Annotated in this window: 16 protein-coding genes and 2 tRNA genes; 1 reads left to right on the top strand and 17 read right to left on the bottom strand. The window is 39.2% G+C overall.

Going from position 1 to position 19,908, the window contains the following annotated elements; translation table 11 throughout:
* Positions 1-34: 34 nt before the first annotated feature.
* The 17 genes from BMY14_RS06385 to BMY14_RS06310 all read right to left on the bottom strand — a co-directional run bounded on the left by BMY14_RS06385 (position 35) and on the right by BMY14_RS06310 (position 18,977).
* Positions 35-955: a dihydroorotate dehydrogenase gene (locus BMY14_RS06385; protein ID WP_091830235.1), complete on the bottom strand. Its 921-nt coding sequence runs from the start codon at positions 953-955 to the stop codon at positions 35-37.
* Entirely contained in the window at positions 955-1,719 is a 765-nt protein-coding gene (locus tag BMY14_RS06380) for a dihydroorotate dehydrogenase electron transfer subunit (protein ID WP_091830233.1), read from the bottom strand. Before BMY14_RS06380 ends, BMY14_RS06385 begins: the two co-directional genes overlap by 1 nt.
* Entirely contained in the window at positions 1,712-4,939 is a 3,228-nt protein-coding gene (gene carB, locus BMY14_RS06375; protein WP_091830231.1) for a carbamoyl-phosphate synthase large subunit, read from the bottom strand. Before carB ends, BMY14_RS06380 begins: the two co-directional genes overlap by 8 nt.
* A 3-nt stretch (positions 4,940-4,942) precedes the next feature.
* Entirely contained in the window at positions 4,943-6,007 is a 1,065-nt protein-coding gene (gene carA / locus BMY14_RS06370) for a glutamine-hydrolyzing carbamoyl-phosphate synthase small subunit (protein WP_091830230.1), read from the bottom strand.
* 32 nt (positions 6,008-6,039) lie between these two features.
* The gene (locus BMY14_RS06365; protein WP_425438916.1) at positions 6,040-7,329 is read right to left on the bottom strand and encodes a dihydroorotase; all 1,290 of its coding nucleotides are present in this window, start codon (positions 7,327-7,329) and stop codon (positions 6,040-6,042) included.
* Positions 7,313-8,272 carry an aspartate carbamoyltransferase catalytic subunit gene (locus BMY14_RS06360; RefSeq protein ID WP_091830227.1) on the bottom strand — a complete coding sequence of 320 codons (960 nt, stop codon included), beginning with the start codon at positions 8,270-8,272 and terminating at the stop codon, positions 7,313-7,315. Before BMY14_RS06360 ends, BMY14_RS06365 begins: the two co-directional genes overlap by 17 nt.
* Before the next feature lie 417 nt (positions 8,273-8,689).
* Positions 8,690-9,292 (bottom strand): lytic transglycosylase domain-containing protein, encoded by a 603-nt coding sequence (locus BMY14_RS06355; RefSeq protein ID WP_177177501.1) that lies wholly within the window; start codon positions 9,290-9,292, stop codon positions 8,690-8,692.
* Positions 9,293-9,301: 9 nt separating this feature from the next.
* Complete coding sequence (gene coaE / locus BMY14_RS06350; protein WP_091830224.1) at positions 9,302-9,898, bottom strand: dephospho-CoA kinase; 597 nt, start codon at positions 9,896-9,898, stop codon at positions 9,302-9,304.
* A gap of 17 nt (positions 9,899-9,915) precedes the next feature.
* On the bottom strand, positions 9,916-10,740 hold the full coding sequence (gene mutM / locus BMY14_RS06345; protein WP_091830222.1) for a bifunctional DNA-formamidopyrimidine glycosylase/DNA-(apurinic or apyrimidinic site) lyase: 825 nt from the start codon (positions 10,738-10,740) through the stop codon (positions 9,916-9,918).
* A 22-nt stretch (positions 10,741-10,762) separates the two neighbouring features.
* Entirely contained in the window at positions 10,763-13,372 is a 2,610-nt protein-coding gene (gene polA / locus BMY14_RS06340) for a DNA polymerase I (RefSeq protein ID WP_091830220.1), read from the bottom strand.
* A gap of 99 nt (positions 13,373-13,471) precedes the next feature.
* Positions 13,472-14,563: a L,D-transpeptidase gene (locus tag BMY14_RS06335; RefSeq protein WP_091830218.1), complete on the bottom strand. Its 1,092-nt coding sequence runs from the start codon at positions 14,561-14,563 to the stop codon at positions 13,472-13,474.
* A 122-nt stretch (positions 14,564-14,685) separates the two neighbouring features.
* Positions 14,686-14,772, bottom strand: a tRNA-Leu gene (locus BMY14_RS06330).
* A 33-nt stretch (positions 14,773-14,805) separates the two neighbouring features.
* A tRNA-Leu gene (locus BMY14_RS06325) sits at positions 14,806-14,892 on the bottom strand.
* Positions 14,893-15,317: 425 nt separating this feature from the next.
* Positions 15,318-15,464 carry a hypothetical protein gene (locus BMY14_RS20485; RefSeq protein ID WP_177177500.1) on the bottom strand — a complete coding sequence of 49 codons (147 nt, stop codon included), beginning with the start codon at positions 15,462-15,464 and terminating at the stop codon, positions 15,318-15,320.
* Positions 15,465-15,584: 120 nt separating this feature from the next.
* Entirely contained in the window at positions 15,585-16,208 is a 624-nt protein-coding gene (locus tag BMY14_RS06320) for a LysE family transporter (RefSeq protein WP_091830216.1), read from the bottom strand.
* Positions 16,209-16,479: 271 nt separating this feature from the next.
* Positions 16,480-18,327, bottom strand: coding sequence for an APC family permease (locus BMY14_RS06315; RefSeq protein ID WP_091830214.1), 1,848 nt, complete (start codon positions 18,325-18,327; stop codon positions 16,480-16,482).
* A gap of 302 nt (positions 18,328-18,629) precedes the next feature.
* A complete protein-coding gene (locus tag BMY14_RS06310) occupies positions 18,630-18,977 on the bottom strand; it encodes an ASCH domain-containing protein (RefSeq protein WP_091830212.1) in 348 nt (115 codons plus the stop codon).
* 212 nt (positions 18,978-19,189) lie between these two features.
* Here BMY14_RS06310 and BMY14_RS06305 point away from each other — a divergent pair, with 212 nt between their 5' ends.
* Positions 19,190-19,906: a M48 family metallopeptidase gene (locus tag BMY14_RS06305; RefSeq protein ID WP_091830210.1), complete on the top strand. Its 717-nt coding sequence runs from the start codon at positions 19,190-19,192 to the stop codon at positions 19,904-19,906.
* Positions 19,907-19,908: the final 2 nt, after the last annotated feature.

The following is a 19,908-nucleotide window of genomic DNA, read 5'->3' as shown; positions in this document are numbered from 1 at the left end:
CTCACGTTTTATTTCTATCATTCAAATAAACAGGTCAATTACATTTTAGCTGCCCCACCAATTGACTGATATGTTCTACATTTTTTTTCTCAAGATATTTAATAATCCCTTTCGCAACATCCTCGGCAGCAGATGGATTAACAAAGTTTGCTGTGCCGACAGCTACCGCACTAGCTCCTGCCAGGAAAAATTCAATAGCATCCTCTGCTTTCATAATCCCCCCCATACCTATAATAGGGATATGTACTGCCTGCGCTACCTGCCAAACCATCCGTAAGGCTATTGGTTTTACCGCCGGACCAGAAAGCCCTCCTGTCACATTGCCAAGAACTGGTTTCCAGCTATTAATATTAATGGCCATTCCCAGTAATGTATTGATCATTGAAATCACATCGGCACCGGCTTCTTCCACTGCTTTTGCCATAACTACAATATCTGTTACATTAGGAGACAGTTTTGCAATAACCGGCTTTTTTGTATTCTTTTTTGCTTCTTTTACAACCGCAGCAGCACTAAGAGGATCTGTCCCAAAAATAATCCCGCCTTCTTTGACGTTCGGACAGGAAATATTAAGTTCAATAGCCGCAATTTCTGGAATATCGAGCTTTTTGGCTAAAATACCATATTCTTCAACCGAACTACCTGATATATTAACGATAATCGGTGCATCATAGTGCGAAATGCGTGGCAAAATATCCGTTAAAAAATATTCTATACCAGGATTTTCCAACCCAATGCAGTTGAGCATGCCACTTGGCGTTTCTGCGATTCTAACCCCAGTATTACCACTACGTGGTTTTAGTGTCGTACCTTTAACCACAATAGCTCCGATTTGATTGAGATCGACAAATTCACTAAACTCTTCGCCAAAACCAAAGGTTCCCGAAGCTGTCATTACGGGAGTCTTCATCTTGATTCCAGCAATTTCGGTAGCGAGCCTCGAATTTTGTTTCATTAAAAAACCTCCTGTGCCCAAAATACAGGACCATCTTTGCAGACTTTTTTGCGTTTACTGCCATCCTTGCTTTCGCATGTACAAGATAAGCAGGCACCAAGACCGCAGGCCATGTGTTTTTCCAGCGAAACCTGGCAGGCAACACCATGGCTTTGTGCTATTTTGGCAACCCCTGCCATCATGATTTCAGGACCGCAAACAAAAATACGATCGTATTGTTTGGTTTTGAGTAGTTCCGGCAGTAAAGTAACGGTAAATCCTTTAACCCCGAGCGAACCATCATCGGTCGTGATAAATATTTCATTAACGAGCCCTTCATAACGTTTCTGCCAAAACAGTTCCGCTTTATTTCGTCCACCCATCAATATCGATGTTGTTGCAGGGCAAAGCCGCTGAGCCAAAAAGATCAGCGGCGCAATTCCCATACCCCCTCCAATAAGAAGGGGTCTTTTACATGTCAAATCAAACCCATGCCCTAAAGGGCCCAGGCAATTGACCTGATTTTCTGCTTTAAGATCTGCTATAGCAGCAGTACCTTTCCCAACAATACGATAGATTAAGCTCAAAGTACCTTTTGCTTCATCAACCGATGCAATACTGATTGGACGCCGTAAAAGAGGTTCACTTTTTATTACTTTCAGATGAACAAACTGTCCCGGCATCGCTTGCTTTGCAATGTCAGGGGCATAAACAATAAGTTCCTTTACGTCATCGGAAAGATGTTTATTTTCAAGTACTACTACATCCATAGCAATCTTAGGCAAGCGTATCCCCTCCACCAACATAGTCTTGAATGGCCAGCGAATAAATCAAACGGCGTTCCCGCATAAAGTTTAAGACGCGCAGCACTTCCCAGGCGGTATCCATCGAAGTCAGACAGGCAATTCCATGTTCTACTGTTGCACGACGAATCTGGAAGCCATCGCGTTCTGAACCTTTACCTTGCGTTAACGTGTTAATGACCATATTAATTTTACCTGTTTTAATCATTTGAATGATATCAATGCTTCTTTCATGTACTTTGCCAACAATATCGGCATCAATTCCGATGGACTGGATCGTCTGCGCGGTTCCTTGTGTTGCTACAAGATGAAAGCCAAGTTCTGCAAACGCTTTAGAAAGTTGTTTGACTTCTTCTTTATCTTTATCAGCGACTGTAAATAAGATCGTTCCCGCGACTGGAATATTCATACCAGCACCGATAATAGCTTTGTATAAAGCCCTGGCATAGTGATAATCAATTCCCATAACTTCGCCAGTTGATTTCATTTCAGGTCCGAGCGAAATATCTACATCCTGCATCTTAGCAAACGAAAAAACTGGTGCTTTAACCGCAACATATGGTTTCGGCGGCACAAGGCCCGATTTATAACCAAGTTCTTTGAGTGTAGCTCCCAGTGCAATCTGCGTAGCAAGATTGACCATTTTAATGTTAGTTACTTTACTTAAAAATGGTACCGTACGACTTGACCGTGGATTTACTTCGATTACATAAACATCATCATTCATAACAACATATTGGATATTGAGCAAGCCCTTAACATGCAGGCCAAGTGCCAGCCGTTTTGTATAGTCAATAATTGTGTAAATTACCTTTGCGGATAAAGTCTGCGGTGGATAAACTGCGATGCTATCACCCGAATGGACACCAGCTCGTTCGATATGCTCCATAATACCTGGTATAACAACATCTGTACCATCAGCGATACCATCTACTTCAACTTCAGTTCCTTGCATATAACGATCAACCAAGACCGGATGTTCTGGTGTTACCTTCACAGCACGCCCCATATAATCCCTAAGTTCTTCTTCGTTATAAACAATTTCCATAGCACGGCCGCCTAGTACATACGAAGGGCGAACAACTACAGGATAACCAATTCGATTCGCAGCTGTAATTGCAGCATCCGGAGTGGTTACACTGGCACCATTCGGGCGTGGAATTCCAGTTTGTTCCAGAAGTTCATCAAAGCGTTCCCGATCTTCCGCACGGTCAATATCATCAACCGATGTACCGAAAACTTTGACCCCTGCTTTTTGCAGAGAATCAGCAAGATTGATTGCCGTTTGACCACCAAACTGAACAATGACACCTTCCGGTTTTTCTTTATCAATAATATTTAATACGTCTTCGGTCGTAAGCGCTTCAAAATAAAGTCGATCCGAAATATCAAAATCCGTACTAACTGTTTCCGGATTGTTATTTACAATAATGGCTTCAATACCCAGTTCGCGAAGTGCCCATACGGAATGAACGGAACAATAATCGAATTCGACCCCTTGACCAATACGAATTGGTCCAGACCCCAGTACCAGTACTTTCCGTTTATCAGAGGTTAGAACTTCATCTTCTTGTGCCGAAAAAGTAGAGTAATAATATGGTGTAGCCGCTTCAAACTCGGCCGCACAAGTATCAACCATCTTATAGCAAGGAAGAATGTTCATTGTTTTGCGCGTAACCCGGATTTCATCCATTGTTTTGCCGGTAATTTCTGCAATAGAACGATCTGCCAGCCCGAGTTTTTTTGCTGCAAGCATCAAGTTTGGCGTAAGTTCACTTTCAACAATACGATTTTCCATATCCGTGATATGTTTGATTTTTGACAAGAACCATTCGTCGATCTTCGTCGCAGTATGAACTTCATCTACGGTCGCAATACCGCGGCGCAGAGCTTCCGCCACAACAAAAATTCGTTCATCATTGATGCGGTTTAAACTTTTAAGGACTTTTGCATCGTCCCATTCATCCATTTTTTCCATATGCAGACGGTTAACACCGATTTCAAGCGAACGAACTGCTTTTAAGATAGCACCTTCGAAATTTCGATCAATCGACATAACTTCGCCAGTTGCCTTCATCTGTGTACCTAATGTATGATCAGCAAAAATAAATTTATCAAATGGCCAGCGGGGGAATTTCACAACACAATAATCAAGCGCCGGTTCAAAGCAAGCTTTCGTTTTCTGCGTAACTGCATTCGTTATTTCATCGAGCGAATAACCGATAGCGATTTTTGCCGAAACCTTAGCAATCGGATAGCCAGTTGCTTTAGAAGCCAGGGCACTTGAGCGGCTTACCCGCGGATTTACTTCAATTACATAATATTGGTCGCTGTCTGGATCAAGTGCATATTGTGCATTGCAACCGCCGGCAATCCCGAGTTCACGGATAATACGCAAAGATGCGCTGCGAAGCATTTGATATTCATGATCACTTAACGTCTGTGAAGGAGCAACGACGATGCTGTCCCCCGTGTGGACGCCAACCGGATCGAAGTTTTCCATATTACATACTGTAATACAGTTATCATTCGAGTCACGCATAACTTCATATTCAATTTCTTTCCAACCTGCAACACTGCGTTCGATCAAAACTTGACCGATCATACTATACTTAATGCCACGAATAACAATGGCAATCAGTTCTTCCTCTGTATCGGCAATACCGCCGCCGCTGCCGCCCATTGTATAAGCCGGGCGCACAATAAGCGGATACCCGATTTCATTTGCAAATTGAACCGCCGCCGCAACATCTTCTACAATTGTACTTGCTGGAATTGGTTCGCCAAGTTTCTGCATCGTTTCTTTGAATAATTCACGATCTTCCGCTTTTTTGATTGCTTCTAAGGAGGTCCCCAAAAGTTCAACATTATACTTTTGCAAAATTCCCTGCTCCGAAAGTTTTACCGCTAAATTCAAGCCAGCCTGCCCGCCCAAAGTTGCCAGCAGTCCTTCCGGTTTTTCTTTGCTGATAATTTCTTCAAGAAATTCAACAGTAAGTGGTTCTATATATACACGATCTGCAATGTGTGTATCGGTCATAATTGTTGCCGGATTGCTATTGACCAGTACAACCTCAAGGCCTTCTTCTTTTAACGCGCGGCAGGCCTGTGTTCCTGCATAATCAAACTCAGCGGCCTGTCCAATAATAATTGGACCGGATCCGATTACCATAACTTTTTTTAGATATTCTTTTTTCGGCACTAATTATTCCCCCTTTGTGAGCATTGTCCAAAATTCGTCAAACAGATATAAATTATCATCCGGTCCCGGTGAAGCTTCTGGATGATATTGTATCGAAAAGATTGGCAGCTCTGTATGACGCATACCTTCTACGGTATCATCATTTACGGCAATATGTGTTACTTTCAGTGGTAATCCAGTCAACGATTTTTCAGCTACAGCATATCCATGATTCTGTGAGGAAATGTGCACTCTTCCTGTTGCCAGATTTTTAACTGGCTGGTTAGAACCACGATGACCAAATTTTAATTTATACGTATCGGCACCTAAGGCTAATGCTAAAAGTTGATGTCCTAAACAGATTCCGAATAAAGGTTTTTTACCAATCAAACCTTTGATGTTTTCAATGACCTGTGGTAAATCTTTAGGATCACCAGGACCATTTGATAAAAAAACGCCAGCTGGGTTGAGTTCCAAAATTGCTTGCGCTGTGGTATCCGCTGGAACAATAATCAAATTACAGCCTAACTTATGGAGTGAATTCAAGATATTTTGTTTAATACCAAAATCCATTACCACAACAGTCGGACCATCCGCATCCATCGTGTAGGTTTCTGGTGTTGTTACTTCTTGTACAACATCGATTTTGATCGGCATTGCCAGAAGTTTATCAATTTCAGATTGTGGTACATCGTCTGGAACAATCACCCCACGAAGTGTACCCGAAGAGCGAATTTTCCTCGTTACCGCTCGTGTATCGACATCAAACAGACAAGGTATTTTCTGCTGGATTAAGAATTCACGCAGACTCCCCTGCATTTTCCAGTTGCTGGCTTCTTCACACAATTCACCGATAATAAACCCATTGACAAAAGGTTTGCGTGATTGATTGAAAAGTTCAGCAACCCCATAATTGCCAATCATCGGATACGTCAACGTAACAATCTGACTGCAATATGATGGATCTGTCAAAATTTCCTGATAACCTGTCATACCTGTATTAAAAACAACCTCACCCGTTGCTTTTGCATCATTAAGAAGGCTGCCAGTAAAAACACTGCCATCTTCAAGTATTAATTTTCCTTTCAAAAAAGCACCTCCATACTCTATTAAATGAATTCTCAATCGATAATTTTGCCATCTTTCATAACAATCTTACCATCAACGATGGTCATAACTGCTTTTCCTTTTAATTGTCTGCCAACAAAGGGAGAATGTGTGCCGCGTGTATAAAACTTTTCAGCATCAACAGTCCAGTTCAGATTGGGATCAATGATGGTGACATCCGCTGCTGCGCCAACTTCAAGTACACCTGCGTTTAAATCAAAGGTTTGGGCTGGACCATACGTCATTTTTTCAATAATTTTAGGTAAATCCAGCTTTCCTTCATGATACAAATCGGTCAGCAAAATCCCCACTGCCGTTTCAAGTCCGGGAAATCCGCTTGGTGCATAATTGTATTCAACATCTTTTTCTTCATAGGCATGTGGTGAATGATCGGTTACAATCGCATCAATCGTTCCATCTTTAAGCCCCTCAAGCATTGCTGTCAAATGTTCTTTCGAACGAAGGGGGGGATTCACTTTTGTTGATGTATTGAATGCATTTACCAGATCATCTGTCATCGTAAGATGCTGCGGCGTTACTTCCGCTGTAACTTTCACCCCGCGTTTTTTCGCCTGGCGGACAATTTCCACTGCATTTTTCGAGCTAATATGTGCGATATGGATTTTTGCATCCGCATATTCGGCGAGTAAAATATCTCTGGCGACAGCAATATCTTCGGCTACAGTTGGACGTCCTTTCATTCCGAGCATCGCTGACCGATAGCCTTCATTCATAATACCATCTTCTACCAAAGTAGTTTCTTCCGCATGAGAAATAATTCGTTTATCAAACGTACGCAGATAATCCAGTCCATTTAGCAGGACTTTAGAGCTTTGTACGTAATGTCCATCATCTGAAAAAGCCACTGCCCCAGCTTGTGTCATATCCCCAACTTCAGCAAGTTCTGTACCTTTTTGATTTTTAGTCAAAGCTCCAATGATATCAATATGAACCACCGCTGCCTGCCGCGCTCTTTCTTTTAATCCATTCACTAAAATCGCATTATCAACAACCGGTTTTGTATTTGGCATACAAGCAATTCTCGTATATCCACCGGCAGCTGCCGCTTTTGATCCCGAAGAAAAATCTTCTTTTGCTTCCTGACCAGGTTCACGCAAATGTACATGCATATCAATCAAGCCCGGTGTAACAACCAAACCATCTGCTTCAATAATTGTGGCATCCTCTGGTTTTAAATCAACACCGATTTCTTTAATTTTTCCATTTTCTATTAAAACATCACCAATTTGATCAAAATTTTTACCTGGATTGATTATGCGTCCACCCTTAAGCATTAATTTCAAGATTTTTTCCTCCCATCAAAACTAAAGTCAACAAAGCCATACGGACTGCAACACCATTTTGCACTTGTTCCTGAATTGCCGAATGATCTGAATAAGCGACATCGGGTGAAATTTCAAGACCTTTATTCATCGGTCCCGGATGCAATACAAGTACATCGTCTTTCGCTCCAGCCAGCCGTTCACGATTCAAGCCAAAAATTCTTGCATATTCACGAGGTGATGGAAACAACCCTGATTTTTGTCTTTCGAGCTGGATACGAAGTACATTGATTACATCGGCCGCCTCAATTGCTTCCTCAATACGATCATGGACGAAAAGCCCTTTTTCTGTGGTTAAAAATCTCGGCAATAATGTTTTCGGTCCGGCAAGATGAACTTCCATTCCCATCTTACGCATTCCCCATATGTCAGAACGCGCTACCCGGCTATGTAAAATATCACCAAGGATGGCGACTTTCAAGCCTTTTAAGGTTTTTTTATGCTGAGCAATTGTAAATAAATTCAAAAGTCCTTGTGATGGATGCGCATGTGCTCCATCACCCGCATTGATAATGGCTGGTTTGACGACTTGATGTGCATATTCTGCAGCACCTTCTGATTTATGCCGCATTACAATCGCATCTACCCCCATGGCTTCAACGGTAAGCAAGGTATCGCGGAGACTTTCACCTTTTACGATACTACTTGTGCCAGCGGTGATATTAATGACATCGGCCCCCAAATATTTGCCGGCTAATTCAAAGGAACTTCTCGTTCTTGTACTCGGTTCATAAAATAAATTTACAATTGATTTCCCACGTAATGTAGGAACTTTTTTAATATCACGATTGATGATATTTTTCATTTCCTTTGCTGTTTCAAGCACCAACTGAATTTCATCTGCATTAAAATATTCTAAACCAAGAATACTTTTTCCACTTAAGGATACGTTGTTTTTACTCAAACCAATCACTCCTCTAATAAAAAATAAACTTCTTACCGGCGGCAAGAAGTTATATTGGTGCTGCAATTTTGGAAATTGCTTACCCTACACACTCCTTAGCCAACCTCTCTGGATCACTTAAAGGATCGTATCTGTCAATCATAAAGCTATAACTACTTTTTATTCACCGTATTGGTCTTACTTCACAGGAACTATAAATAATTATACCTTATTTGTGCATAAACTTTCAACCAAAATCTATTTTTTTGTATGAATATACAAAAAAAGCTTTCCCATATGAAGACATGAGAAAGCTAGCTAAGCTATACTAACATAAAAAAAGCTTTCCTTCTCAGCCTCACAGGACCGATACTTAAAGGCACTTACAAATATTATACTTTTATCATAATACCATGGTAAACAGCCATTGTCAATTCATTATCGATATAAGCTGCGATATTTCGTTTCATTTTTCAAAACACGCGTTACATACTCACGTGTTTCCTGATAAGGAATCTGATTAATATCCTTAAAATTCATATCCCAACCATACTTATCCATCCATTCATGAACATTCCCCCGCCCAGCATTGTAGGCAGCCAGCATCAGAACTTCATTCCCGCAAAATTCTTTTTGCAGAGAAGACAAGTACCATGTACCAAAACGAATATTTGTATCAGGATCATGTAATTTTTCAACCGAAAAAGACGGTTCATCAATTTGTTGTGCAATCCACTCTGCTGTTTCAGGCATTACCTGCATCAGACCAATCGCCCCTGTATCTGAATGCACTTCATCTTGAAATTTACTTTCACTCATAATAACACCAGCAACTAAATGTGTTTCTAAATTATGTGACTTTGCATATTGTGCAATCACATTTTGATAAGGATATGGATATACATATTTTTTTTGGAACCAATTCGATTGAACGCCAAGGTATATACAGATAAATAAAATCACACTGCTTATAAATAAAACACGGCGGCTTGAAATTTTAACCGCACGGCTTCTTGAACTACGACTCATCACATTATCCATTGCCTCCGTTCACCTCTTTCGAATCTGATTCCAGCGTTTTAATACCTGTTCTCTTGTCTTTGCCAAATCAAACATATTATCAATCACATAGTCTGCGCGCTTCACTTTTTCTATAAGCGGCATTTGTGAATCAATTCTTTTTTGAGCCTGCATGAGAGAAAGTCGATCTCTTTGCACCAGCCGTTTCAGCTGAGTAGCTGTATCTACCGAGACCACCCAAGTTTCATCTGCTAAGGTATCCCAGCCAGCTTCATATAAAAGTGGAATGTCCAAAACAACAATTTCTTTTTTTTCTGCATTCCAGACTTGAATTTTTTTTTCAATAGCCGCCCGAACAAACGGGTGAATAAGTTCTTCCAGCCATTTACGCTGAGCCGGATTCGAAAAAACCGTTGCTCCCAGAGCAGCCCGGTCTAACTGTCCGTTCTCCAGAATTGTCGACATACCAAAATGACTCACAATTTTTTGCCAAGCCAGCTGGTTTGGCATCACGACGTCGTGAGCTATCTTGTCTGCATCAATAATATGGGCCCCTGCCTGCGCCAAAATTTTAGAAACCGTACTTTTCCCGCTAGCAATACCTCCGGTTAAACCAATAACAAACATATTTAAAACTACGCCTCCTATTTTTGACACTGTGGACAAAAATGCGTGCCCCTGCCGCCCACTTCAATCTTCTGTATCAATGCATTACAATTATGGCAAGGTTTTCCGGTTCTTCCATAAACCAATAAGTGCTCTTGATGATGTCCTTTTTCACCATTTCCATCCCGATAATCACGAAAAGTCGTGCCGCCATCGCGAATACCATCGGTGATTACTTGGTTAATAGCCCCATATAAGGCTGTGATTTCCGCGCTCGTGAGACTAGCACCGATTCTTTCCGGATAAATCTTTGCCAGAGCCAAACATTCATCTGCATAAATGTTCCCCAGACCTCCAATATATTTCTGATTCAATAAAAACGATTTAATCTTACCACGGCTTTTCTCTAACAGACTTGTCAAGTAAACAATTGTAAATTCAGCCGACAAAGGTTCCGGCCCCATCGTCGAAAGACCGGATATACGCCATGCTTCCCCTGGTAAAAGCGCATAAACAGTTCCCAGTGTCCTAGTGTCTGCATACACCAGGATTGCCCCATTATCAAGTTGGAACACAATCCTGGTATACGGATCACCTGAGGTTCCACTATCAAGATACCGCAGCCGACCCGTCATGCGCAGATGGAACACGATTAAATTGCCATTATCAAGGGCAATAAGTAAATATTTACCCTGCCGCGTCATATCAACAATAGATCTCCCTATAACCCTAGACTGAAACCCTGTCAGGTTTGGCCACTTGATAAGACGTGGTAAATCGATTTTCGTATTGATAATCTGTCTGTTTTTTAATTTATCCACCAAACTCCGTCTGATGATTTCGACCTCCGGTAACTCTGGCATGTTGCAGCCCCCTATGATTTCTTCATTTTGCTCTTGCCCAATTTACCCCAACTTTAATATCAATGGTAAGCGGAACAATCAGCTTTACGGTATTTTGCATAGTGTTCTTTAATATAGAAGAAACAATTTCAATCTCTTCTTCAATAACCTCTAAAACAAGTTCATCGTGTACTTGCAATAAGATACGGCTCTTGAGATTTTTTTGTTTAAGCTCACGGTATGCTTCAATCATCGCTTTTTTGATAATATCTGCTGCCGTTCCTTGAATTGGCGTATTCATCGCCATTCGTTCCGCCAGCGTACGATGATTATAGTTTGAACTGTTGATATCCGGCAAATTTCTGCGTCTGCCAAATAATGTCGTTACATAACCATTTGTATGAGCCTCTTCGACAACTCGATCAATAAAATGTTTAACACCACTGCATTTATCAAAATAGCTTTCGATATAAAGGGCTGCCTCTTTGCGAGATATATGCAAATCACGTGATAAACCATAATCACTAATCCCATATACAATACCAAAATTGACGGCCTTTGCTTTATTTCTAATTTCCGGTGTCATTTCATCCATGGGTATACCAAAGACTTCCGAAGCTGTCCGCGTATGAATATCCTGATTATGGGTAAAAGCCTCCACAAAATTTTTGTCTTCAGACATATGCGCCAAAACACGAAGTTCAATTTGTGAATAATCCGCTGACATAAGATACTGATAACCGACTCCAGGTTCAAATAATTCCCGGATCTTTTTACCAGCTTCCGTCCGAACTGGTATGTTTTGCAGATTCGGATCTGAACTGCTAAGGCGCCCTGTAGCTGTAACCATTTGATTGAAACTCGTATGGATACGGTTTGTCTCTGGATCAATTAAAACTACCAAACCATCTAAATAGGTCGATTTTAGCTTTGTCCATGTACGATATTCGAGAACTTTTGCAACAATGGGATGCTGCGGCAAAAGTTCTTCAAGAACTTCCGCATTCGTTGAATAACCTGTCTTTGTTTTTTTTACCGCTGGCAATTGCAGCCGTTCAAATAACACCTCACCTAATTGTTTCGGTGAATTTACATTGAATTCCAGTCCTGCCAAAGCATGAATTTCTTTTAATAATTCATCAATCTGCACAGCAATTTCAGCAGACATCATTTCAAGATGGTTGCGATTTACACAAACTCCATTATGTTCCATTTCTGCCAAAACTCGCAACAAGGGAGCTTCAATTTTTTGATAAAGATCCATTAATTGGGCTTTTTCAAGTCCGTCTTGTAATGGAATATATAAATCACGAATACAAGAACCGGCCCAAACACCATGTTCAATAGCATCACATTGTTCAGGCTGGCTGAATTCATTAAGATATTTTTCCATCAAAGTAGAAATTTCATATTTCGTGTCGGCCGGTTCCAATAAATAAGCCGCCAGCATCGTATCAAAAATCATACCATCAATGACTTGCCCTGTATGGTATAAAGGTTTAAAATCATGCGTTATCTTTACAACATTTGGATTAGCCAGCAAGTCCATGATTAAATTCCAATTTCGCAGAGCCGCATCCACATAAACCATACCTGCTTCAAGGCATAAAACCATACCCCTCAACTCGATTTTTGGCATTTTCCCTATAAGGATTGGATAAAAAATCATTTTTTTTGTAGATTCCACTTCACTTGCAATGATTACAAGGTTTTCTGGGTCATCTATTTTTTCAAACGTCGGCAATAAATTTTCTACAACTGTACCAAAGCCCAAACCATCCACTTCGGGAAATAATTTTTCTATTTTTGCCGCAACACTTTTAAATTCATACCGCAAACAAAATTTTTTAAGTTTTGCAACATCCGGCGTAATCTTGTACTCGTCTTCATCAAAAGGAATATCCATATCTCGAATAATAGTTGCCAGCTTTTTCGAAAGAATCGCCAACTCTTTATTTTCAGTTAAACGTTCCTTTAATTTTTTACCAGCAACATCGTCAATATGATCTAAAACATTTTCCAAGGAACCATATTCCAAAAGCAACTTCAAGCCAGTTTTTTCACCAACCCCTGGAACTCCCGGAATATTATCGGAAGAATCTCCCATCAAACCCTTTAAATCAATCAATGCATTCGGTGATAAGCCATATTTCTCCATAATAGCTGCGTCATCAAAACTCTCCAGTTCTGAGATACCTTTTTTCGTCAACATTACCGTAAGGTTCGGTCCAACAAGCTGTAATGCATCACGATCTCCCGTCACGATAATGGATTCATGCCCAGTAGCTGCTGCCTTGCTAGCCAATGTCCCGATAATATCATCTGCTTCAAATCCAGCTTTTTCCACTAACTTTATACCAAATGCACCAGCCAAATCATGAATCAAAGGGATCTGTACCGAAAGTTCTGTAGGTGTAGGTTTTCGTGTACCTTTATATTCAGCAAACATTTCATTACGAAACGTTTTTTTCCCCTTATCAAAGGCAATCACCAATAAATCTGGTTTCAAATCATCAATCAATTTCGTTACCATGGTCGCAAAGCCATATACGGCGTTTGTGTATTCGCCATTCGCTGTTGTCAGCAACGGTAAAGCATAAAATGCTCTATACATAAGACTGCTTCCATCAATTATAATAAATCGTTTTTGCACACAATTCACTCCCAAAAATTCAACCTTATACGCAACACTCTAGTTTTTTATAAAATCAATTCCACTGTAACACAGCCGATTCATTCGTTTAAATATCGGTTAATTTTTTACTTGATCCATTTTTCCAAAATCAGGCATCATCGGTGTAGTGTGTGTAGGTTCATTAGCACGTTTCATGACAACATCGTTTTTTGAAACCGGTCTTGAAGTAACTGGTGGTGTTGGCAAAGCTGTATCTACACTTATCTTTCGATTCAAAAACAAAGTATCACTATCATGCCAATCAAGTTCTAAATGAAACAAACGATCAACATTTTTTGCATTCATATACAGAATATCTTTTTTCACATATCCTGGAACCGTTCCATAGGCAGTATTCAATGATCCACTCTCTTTATTCCAAGTCACAGCTACTTTCAATTGAGAAGCAATCGGTATCACCGGCAAATAAACCATACCGTTCTGTACGACACCAGCCACATTAAGCTTCTGCTCATTTACCATAATAGAAAAAGATTTTCCTACAAATGTAGCTTCACCATTTGCTGCCAACAGTTTATCTGATATTTTTTCATCACTGACAAAACGATCTACACCAAATTCAGCCAATTTTTTATTAACAGCTTGAATATCCAAAGGCTGTGAATGATATTCATCTGGATAAATATAAAAAGTCACGACTTTATCTGGATTTTTTTCAATGACTAAACGTTTATAAAGAATACTTACTGGCGTGCCAATCGGCACTAAATCATATAATTCTTCAACATCGGCTTCTCGCATCCGAATACAGCCACTCGAAACGTACCCGCCAATTGAATTGGGCTGATTCGTTCCATGAATCCCATAATTCCCCTCAATCTGCATCCACCGATAACCTAAAGGATTATCTGGGCCTGATTCAATCTTCACAACCTCTTCTCCCGGCTTAATCCAGGTCGGATTGATTTCCTTTGAAAGAATTTGATACTCCCCCACTGGTGTCGGTGCATCAAATCGTCCAATTCCAACCGCATACATACGAACCGCCTTTCCATCCGAAAACAAGGTCAGTAATCGACTTGGTATATTAATCATAATTTTCATTTTATGTGTTTGCTGCAATCCCGTCAGTTCAGCTGCCTCAGCAGTTGAACTAAGTGAGTTACAAAACAAAATAGAACATAAAACAAAAAACACATATTTTAACATAAAAACATCTCTTTCCCCCACAGAATCTATCTAAAAAAAACATAAGTGTCACCGTAATATCCACATAACAGTAAGCACTAAAAAAAGCCTCCCGAGGAAACCCCTGGAAGGCTTGAATGTACTGGTGCCGAAGGCCGGACTCGAACCGGCACGTTTGGGAAAACGCTTGATTTTGAGTCAAGTGCGTCTGCCAATTCCGCCACTTCGGCATATTAAAGTTAAAACAGTATAGAACTATTGAATGGTGCCGAAGGCCGGACTCGAACCGGCACGATTGGGAAATCGCTTGATTTTGAGTCAAGTGCGTCTGCCAATTCCGCCACTTCGGCATGTTCCTATTCATTATTCTGCAAAGCAATTAATGCCATACCGAACATGTAATATAATACCATTTTAATTTCAGGTTGTCAACACATTATAAAAATAATTTTAAATCCAGGTTTTACATAAAATTATTCTATTATTTTTGTATAGCAGGCTACCACTATATAGGCAGTCACAACGAATCTTCCTCAATTATTATAACACAGCCAGCACTTCTCCTGCAATTTACAGCCTATTTTTCCTATAGTACCTATGACTTATTTATTGCAGAAAAACGGTACTTCGAGAAACTACAGCTACAACATAGAACGAAATAACCGTCCTACTCGGTCAAAACAAAAGCCGTACCCTTAAAGTACGACTTTTGCAAGATTTCTAAAACCCCGTGGACAGACATAACTCTGCATTTTTTAATTCACGATTATAAATTTTACTCTTTTCTACGTTTAATGAATTTATAAATACCATATGCTATAAAGCATAAAAGAATTGGCACAAAAAACATATTTACTAACTTTCCACCAGTATGCCATGCAATACCATGTAAAAATGTATTAAATAACGCATCCATATTCATTCTATCACCACCTTGCAGTATATCAACTGGCTTTATTTTCCAGTAAACACATGTTCTAATAATACTGCATCTCAAGCTTAGAATCAATACTTTTTAACTAAAAAGAACTACAAAGAAAAATCAGTCAAAAATATTTTTAGATAATCGATAAGAAAAATATAATAAAATACCACCAAAAAAACCATCTAGAACCTTATGGCCTCTTTGATACAATGATCGAAAAAATTTTGACGAAATCATTAAGGAAAGAAATATAAACCACCCCGTAACTGCCATCACAACTTCTAATCCATAAGCCCACTCAATCCATTTTGGTGTATCCACTGAAAAAAATTGTGAAAATACACTAAGGAAAAACAAAAATGCCTTTGGATTAAATACATTACATATAAATCCGTTTTTAAAGCCTTGCCAAAAGCTCTTTCCATTTCCTGACTCCAATTGTGCTTCTAGTGTAAACTTCTCTTTTTTAAATAGAGAAAGTAACGCCTGTACACCTAAATACGCCAAATAAGCAGCTCCAATTATTTGTATTGTTTTGAAAACATATATATACGTCTGTATGATAACAGCTAAACCTAAAACCGTGTATGTTGCATGGATCATAAGTGCTGCACCTATACCCAGTGCCGATGCAATCCCTATTTTTTTCCCAAACCCTAAACTGTTTTTCATTACAATAAAAAAGTCAGGTCCCGGAGACATTCCCGCTAAAATACCAATTACAAAAATTTCTAAAAACATACATTTCAACTCCCTATAAAATTCAAGTACACGAACTAAAACCTAAATATGATTATCCCATACAAAAATCATTATGTAAACATTACACCAACTACAATAAAAAATACTCACCAAATCGGTGAGCATTTTTCGATGTATTAATAAGGGAGATGTTGATGAAGAGGTATACATATAGAATAACATATATGATAACGAAAATCAATATCATTTTATATAACGTAACAAATATTTTCTATATTAAGTTGCATTATATATAGATTTCTATACCAAGCTATTTCTTAAGTTGAAACGGTACTGTAATAATGGCAATACGCGGATCGTGAATCAGCTCTCCCCGCATAAAATAGCTGGTCTGATTATGCAAAATATTCATCCATTTTTTATTCACAATTACTTCAGGTAAAACAATTGTAATGATATCATCTTTTTTAGCAGCGTATTCTTGTGATGCAATAAACGCCAACAGGGGTTTAACAGAATCTCTATAAGGAGATGCATAAATAACCAAAGGGATTCCAAACTGAAAATCTTCCCACATGGCACGCAGTTCTTTGGCAAATTGTTCATTCATCGCTACATGAAAAGCAATAATATTTTGATTTTTTGAAATTTCTTTCGCGTAAAGCAACGCTTTGAGGGAGGCCCTATTAATTGATGCCACGGGGACAATCACATGATTAATTTCCCTTTCACGCCAAGACATTGCATTGGCAACTTCTGGCAATGGCAGGCGCAGTTGTTCAGCCACAACATTATAATGGGATTTAATTTGCAGCATCCCATAAATAAAGATAGGAACTAAAATACAGACAATCCACGCACCTGTCATAAATTTAGTTACACCCAATATAATCATCGTAATAAAAGTCACCATAGCGCCGAGCCCATTAATGAAGGCTTTGTATCGCCACCCCGGCGTTTTATTTTTGACCCAGCGCAGCCACATTCCAGACTGTGACAGAGTAAACGAAGCAAACACCCCAACTGCATATAATGGTAATAGTAAATGCGTTTCACCATTGAAAACAACGACCAAAATACCCGCTGCCAAGGCAAGGAAATCAATACCATTTGAATAATTAAGCCGTCCGCCCCGTTGGGCAAATTGACGTGGTACATATGAATCTTTAGCCAGTAACGACAAGAGTAAGGGAAAATCATTGAAGGCTGTATTCGCCGCCATAATAAGAATCAGTGCCGTCGTAAACTGCATAAAATAATAAAATACGCCATTCCCAAAAACCTGCATAGCAATTTGTGCAATAACCGTCTGATCCGGATTGGGCACCGCATGATACAAAGTTGCCAAATAAGAGGTTCCACTAAAAATAGCCAAAACAACCAATGCCAATAAAACCAAAACGAATTTCGCGTTTTTTTGCGATGGCTCACGAAAATTAGGAATCCCGTTACTTACAGCTTCCACACCAGTCAAAGCTGTACAGCCAGCGGCAAAAGCACGTAAAATTAAAAAAATGGTAAGATCTCCAGTAACTTCCGGCATTTGCACCAGATCAACTGGCACAAAGCCCAGTACTTTCACTTTGAAGACACCATAAACAATCATAATAAGTATAGATATTATAAATGTATAAGTCGGAACACCAAACATTTTCGATGAATCTTTAAGGCCCCGCAAATTACCAATCGTTAAAATGAAAATAAAAAACAACGTCATTAAAATTTTGTGCGGCAGCAAACTCGGCAGAGCCGAAGTAATCGCAGCCGTACCGGCACAAGCGCTAACGGCAACTGTCAAAACATAATCAATCGACAACGTAGCCGCAGCAGTCAACCCCGGAATAACGCCTAAATTATCATGAGCTACAATATAAGAGCCACCGCCACAAGGATATGCATCAATCGTTTGGCGATAGGAAAAAACTAAAATACATAATAGTGCCACAATTGCTAAAGATACATAAAACATTTGCGCATAAGCCGCTAGCGCGACGATAGGTACCAAAACATAAAGAATTTCTTCGCCCGCATAAGCAACCGAAGAAATTGCATCACTGGCAAGAATGGGTAGTCCCCAAAACACATTAAACTTTTGCTCTCCCAGCTGTTTACTGCGTAACGACTTTCCCAAAACAAATTTCTTTATTTTATTAAACATGCTTTCAGCTCCTTGCTTCATCCGTTATGAATACGAGCGCGGCCCGCCAGTTTCACAAATAGTAATTTTCACTTTCCATTACTCCATCATAACACAGATCAAGCAAAGGGTATCATCGCAAATAGAAAGTCAGCACTTTGCTTTTTACCAGCAAGCACCCGTTTTATGCCCTGTCGTACTACCGAAACTTAATTCACAAAATAAATGAGCAAAAAAATATCGATGTCAACAAAATGTCAACATCGATATTCGCCATAATTATTAACCCATATTAAAGAAAAGGATTTACAACTTATTTCGTTCTATTCATTTACTTCTGAAAAATAAATTACAGTTACAGTATCATCCATGGTAATTCTTTTTTTATAAATACGTTCAAAATCAGCAATGAGCTCTTCTCGTGAATTAATTTCCGGATTTTGATGGCCTAAATCATTCGATGTTAAATCAGCCATTGTTTTGACCTGCGTTTTATCAATAAAAGCTGTAAACAACTTATGTTTTGTTTCCAATTTTGCACCAGTTGTAATCCACACAATGGAACTTTCCGGATAATGTTTACGAACATCACCGAGTCGAACCGTACAATTTTTTTGACGGGCAATTAATAATTTTTCATGTTTTTGCGCTTGGAAATTCAATGACATCATAGCAAATCTCTCCCTTGTATCTATCTTTTTACCACATAAATATTTATGATTACTTACTTATAGTATCATATTTAACCAGCCTTATAAAGCAAAACTTGTGTAATCTTGTATAATCCGAGGTACACTATATCCTTTTTTATAAAATTCAAACTTTACAAATCAACCAAATACCGCTATGATACAAGTGAATCTGATTTTTGGGGCAGGTAAACATGGCATCTATTTCAATCAAACAGCATATCTATCAATATACACTACAACGACAAGTCCGCAAGACACTGCAATTACAGCTTACAGCAATTGATACGCTATCCATTAAAGCACCAAAAAGCATAAACTTGGATGTAATTCTTGCATTTATTCAACAAAAAGCAGATTGGATTCAACAAAAAAATAATATATTACAAAAGCAACCACTTACAGAAGCCTCACCTCTTAACGATTTAAAAGATGGTTCTATCTTGTTATTTAAAGGAAATGAAACCATCTTACGTGTAAAATCAACCTATTGTAAGCCTGCCATTACCTTAGCAGCGCAAGAATTATGTGTCAATTTATATGCACCACGACCACAAGATTTACGAGCTTGTCTAAAAACTTGGTTTATCCTGCAAGCGAAAAAAATTCTATTGCAAAAAACCCAGTTTTGGTGCCAAAGACTCAATACAAATGTTGGGAAAATTACCATTAGAGAACAAAAAACCCGTTGGGGAAGTTGTTCTTCTTTGGGCAATATCAATTATAATTGGCGTATCATTATGGCTCCAGAGAAAACGATTGATTATTTAGTGATTCACGAAGTATCCCACCGTCACTATATGAACCATTCGAAAGAATTTTGGCATTTAGTCCAAAGCCATCAGCCAGATTACGCAAAGCACAAATTGTGGTTAAAACAGCACAGCCACGAAATATTTCAAATTATATAAAA

Source organism: Propionispira arboris, assembly GCF_900109225.1.
Lineage (GTDB): Bacteria > Bacillota > Negativicutes > Selenomonadales > Selenomonadaceae > Propionispira > Propionispira arboris.
This window is presented reverse-complemented; position numbering and strand designations above follow the sequence as displayed.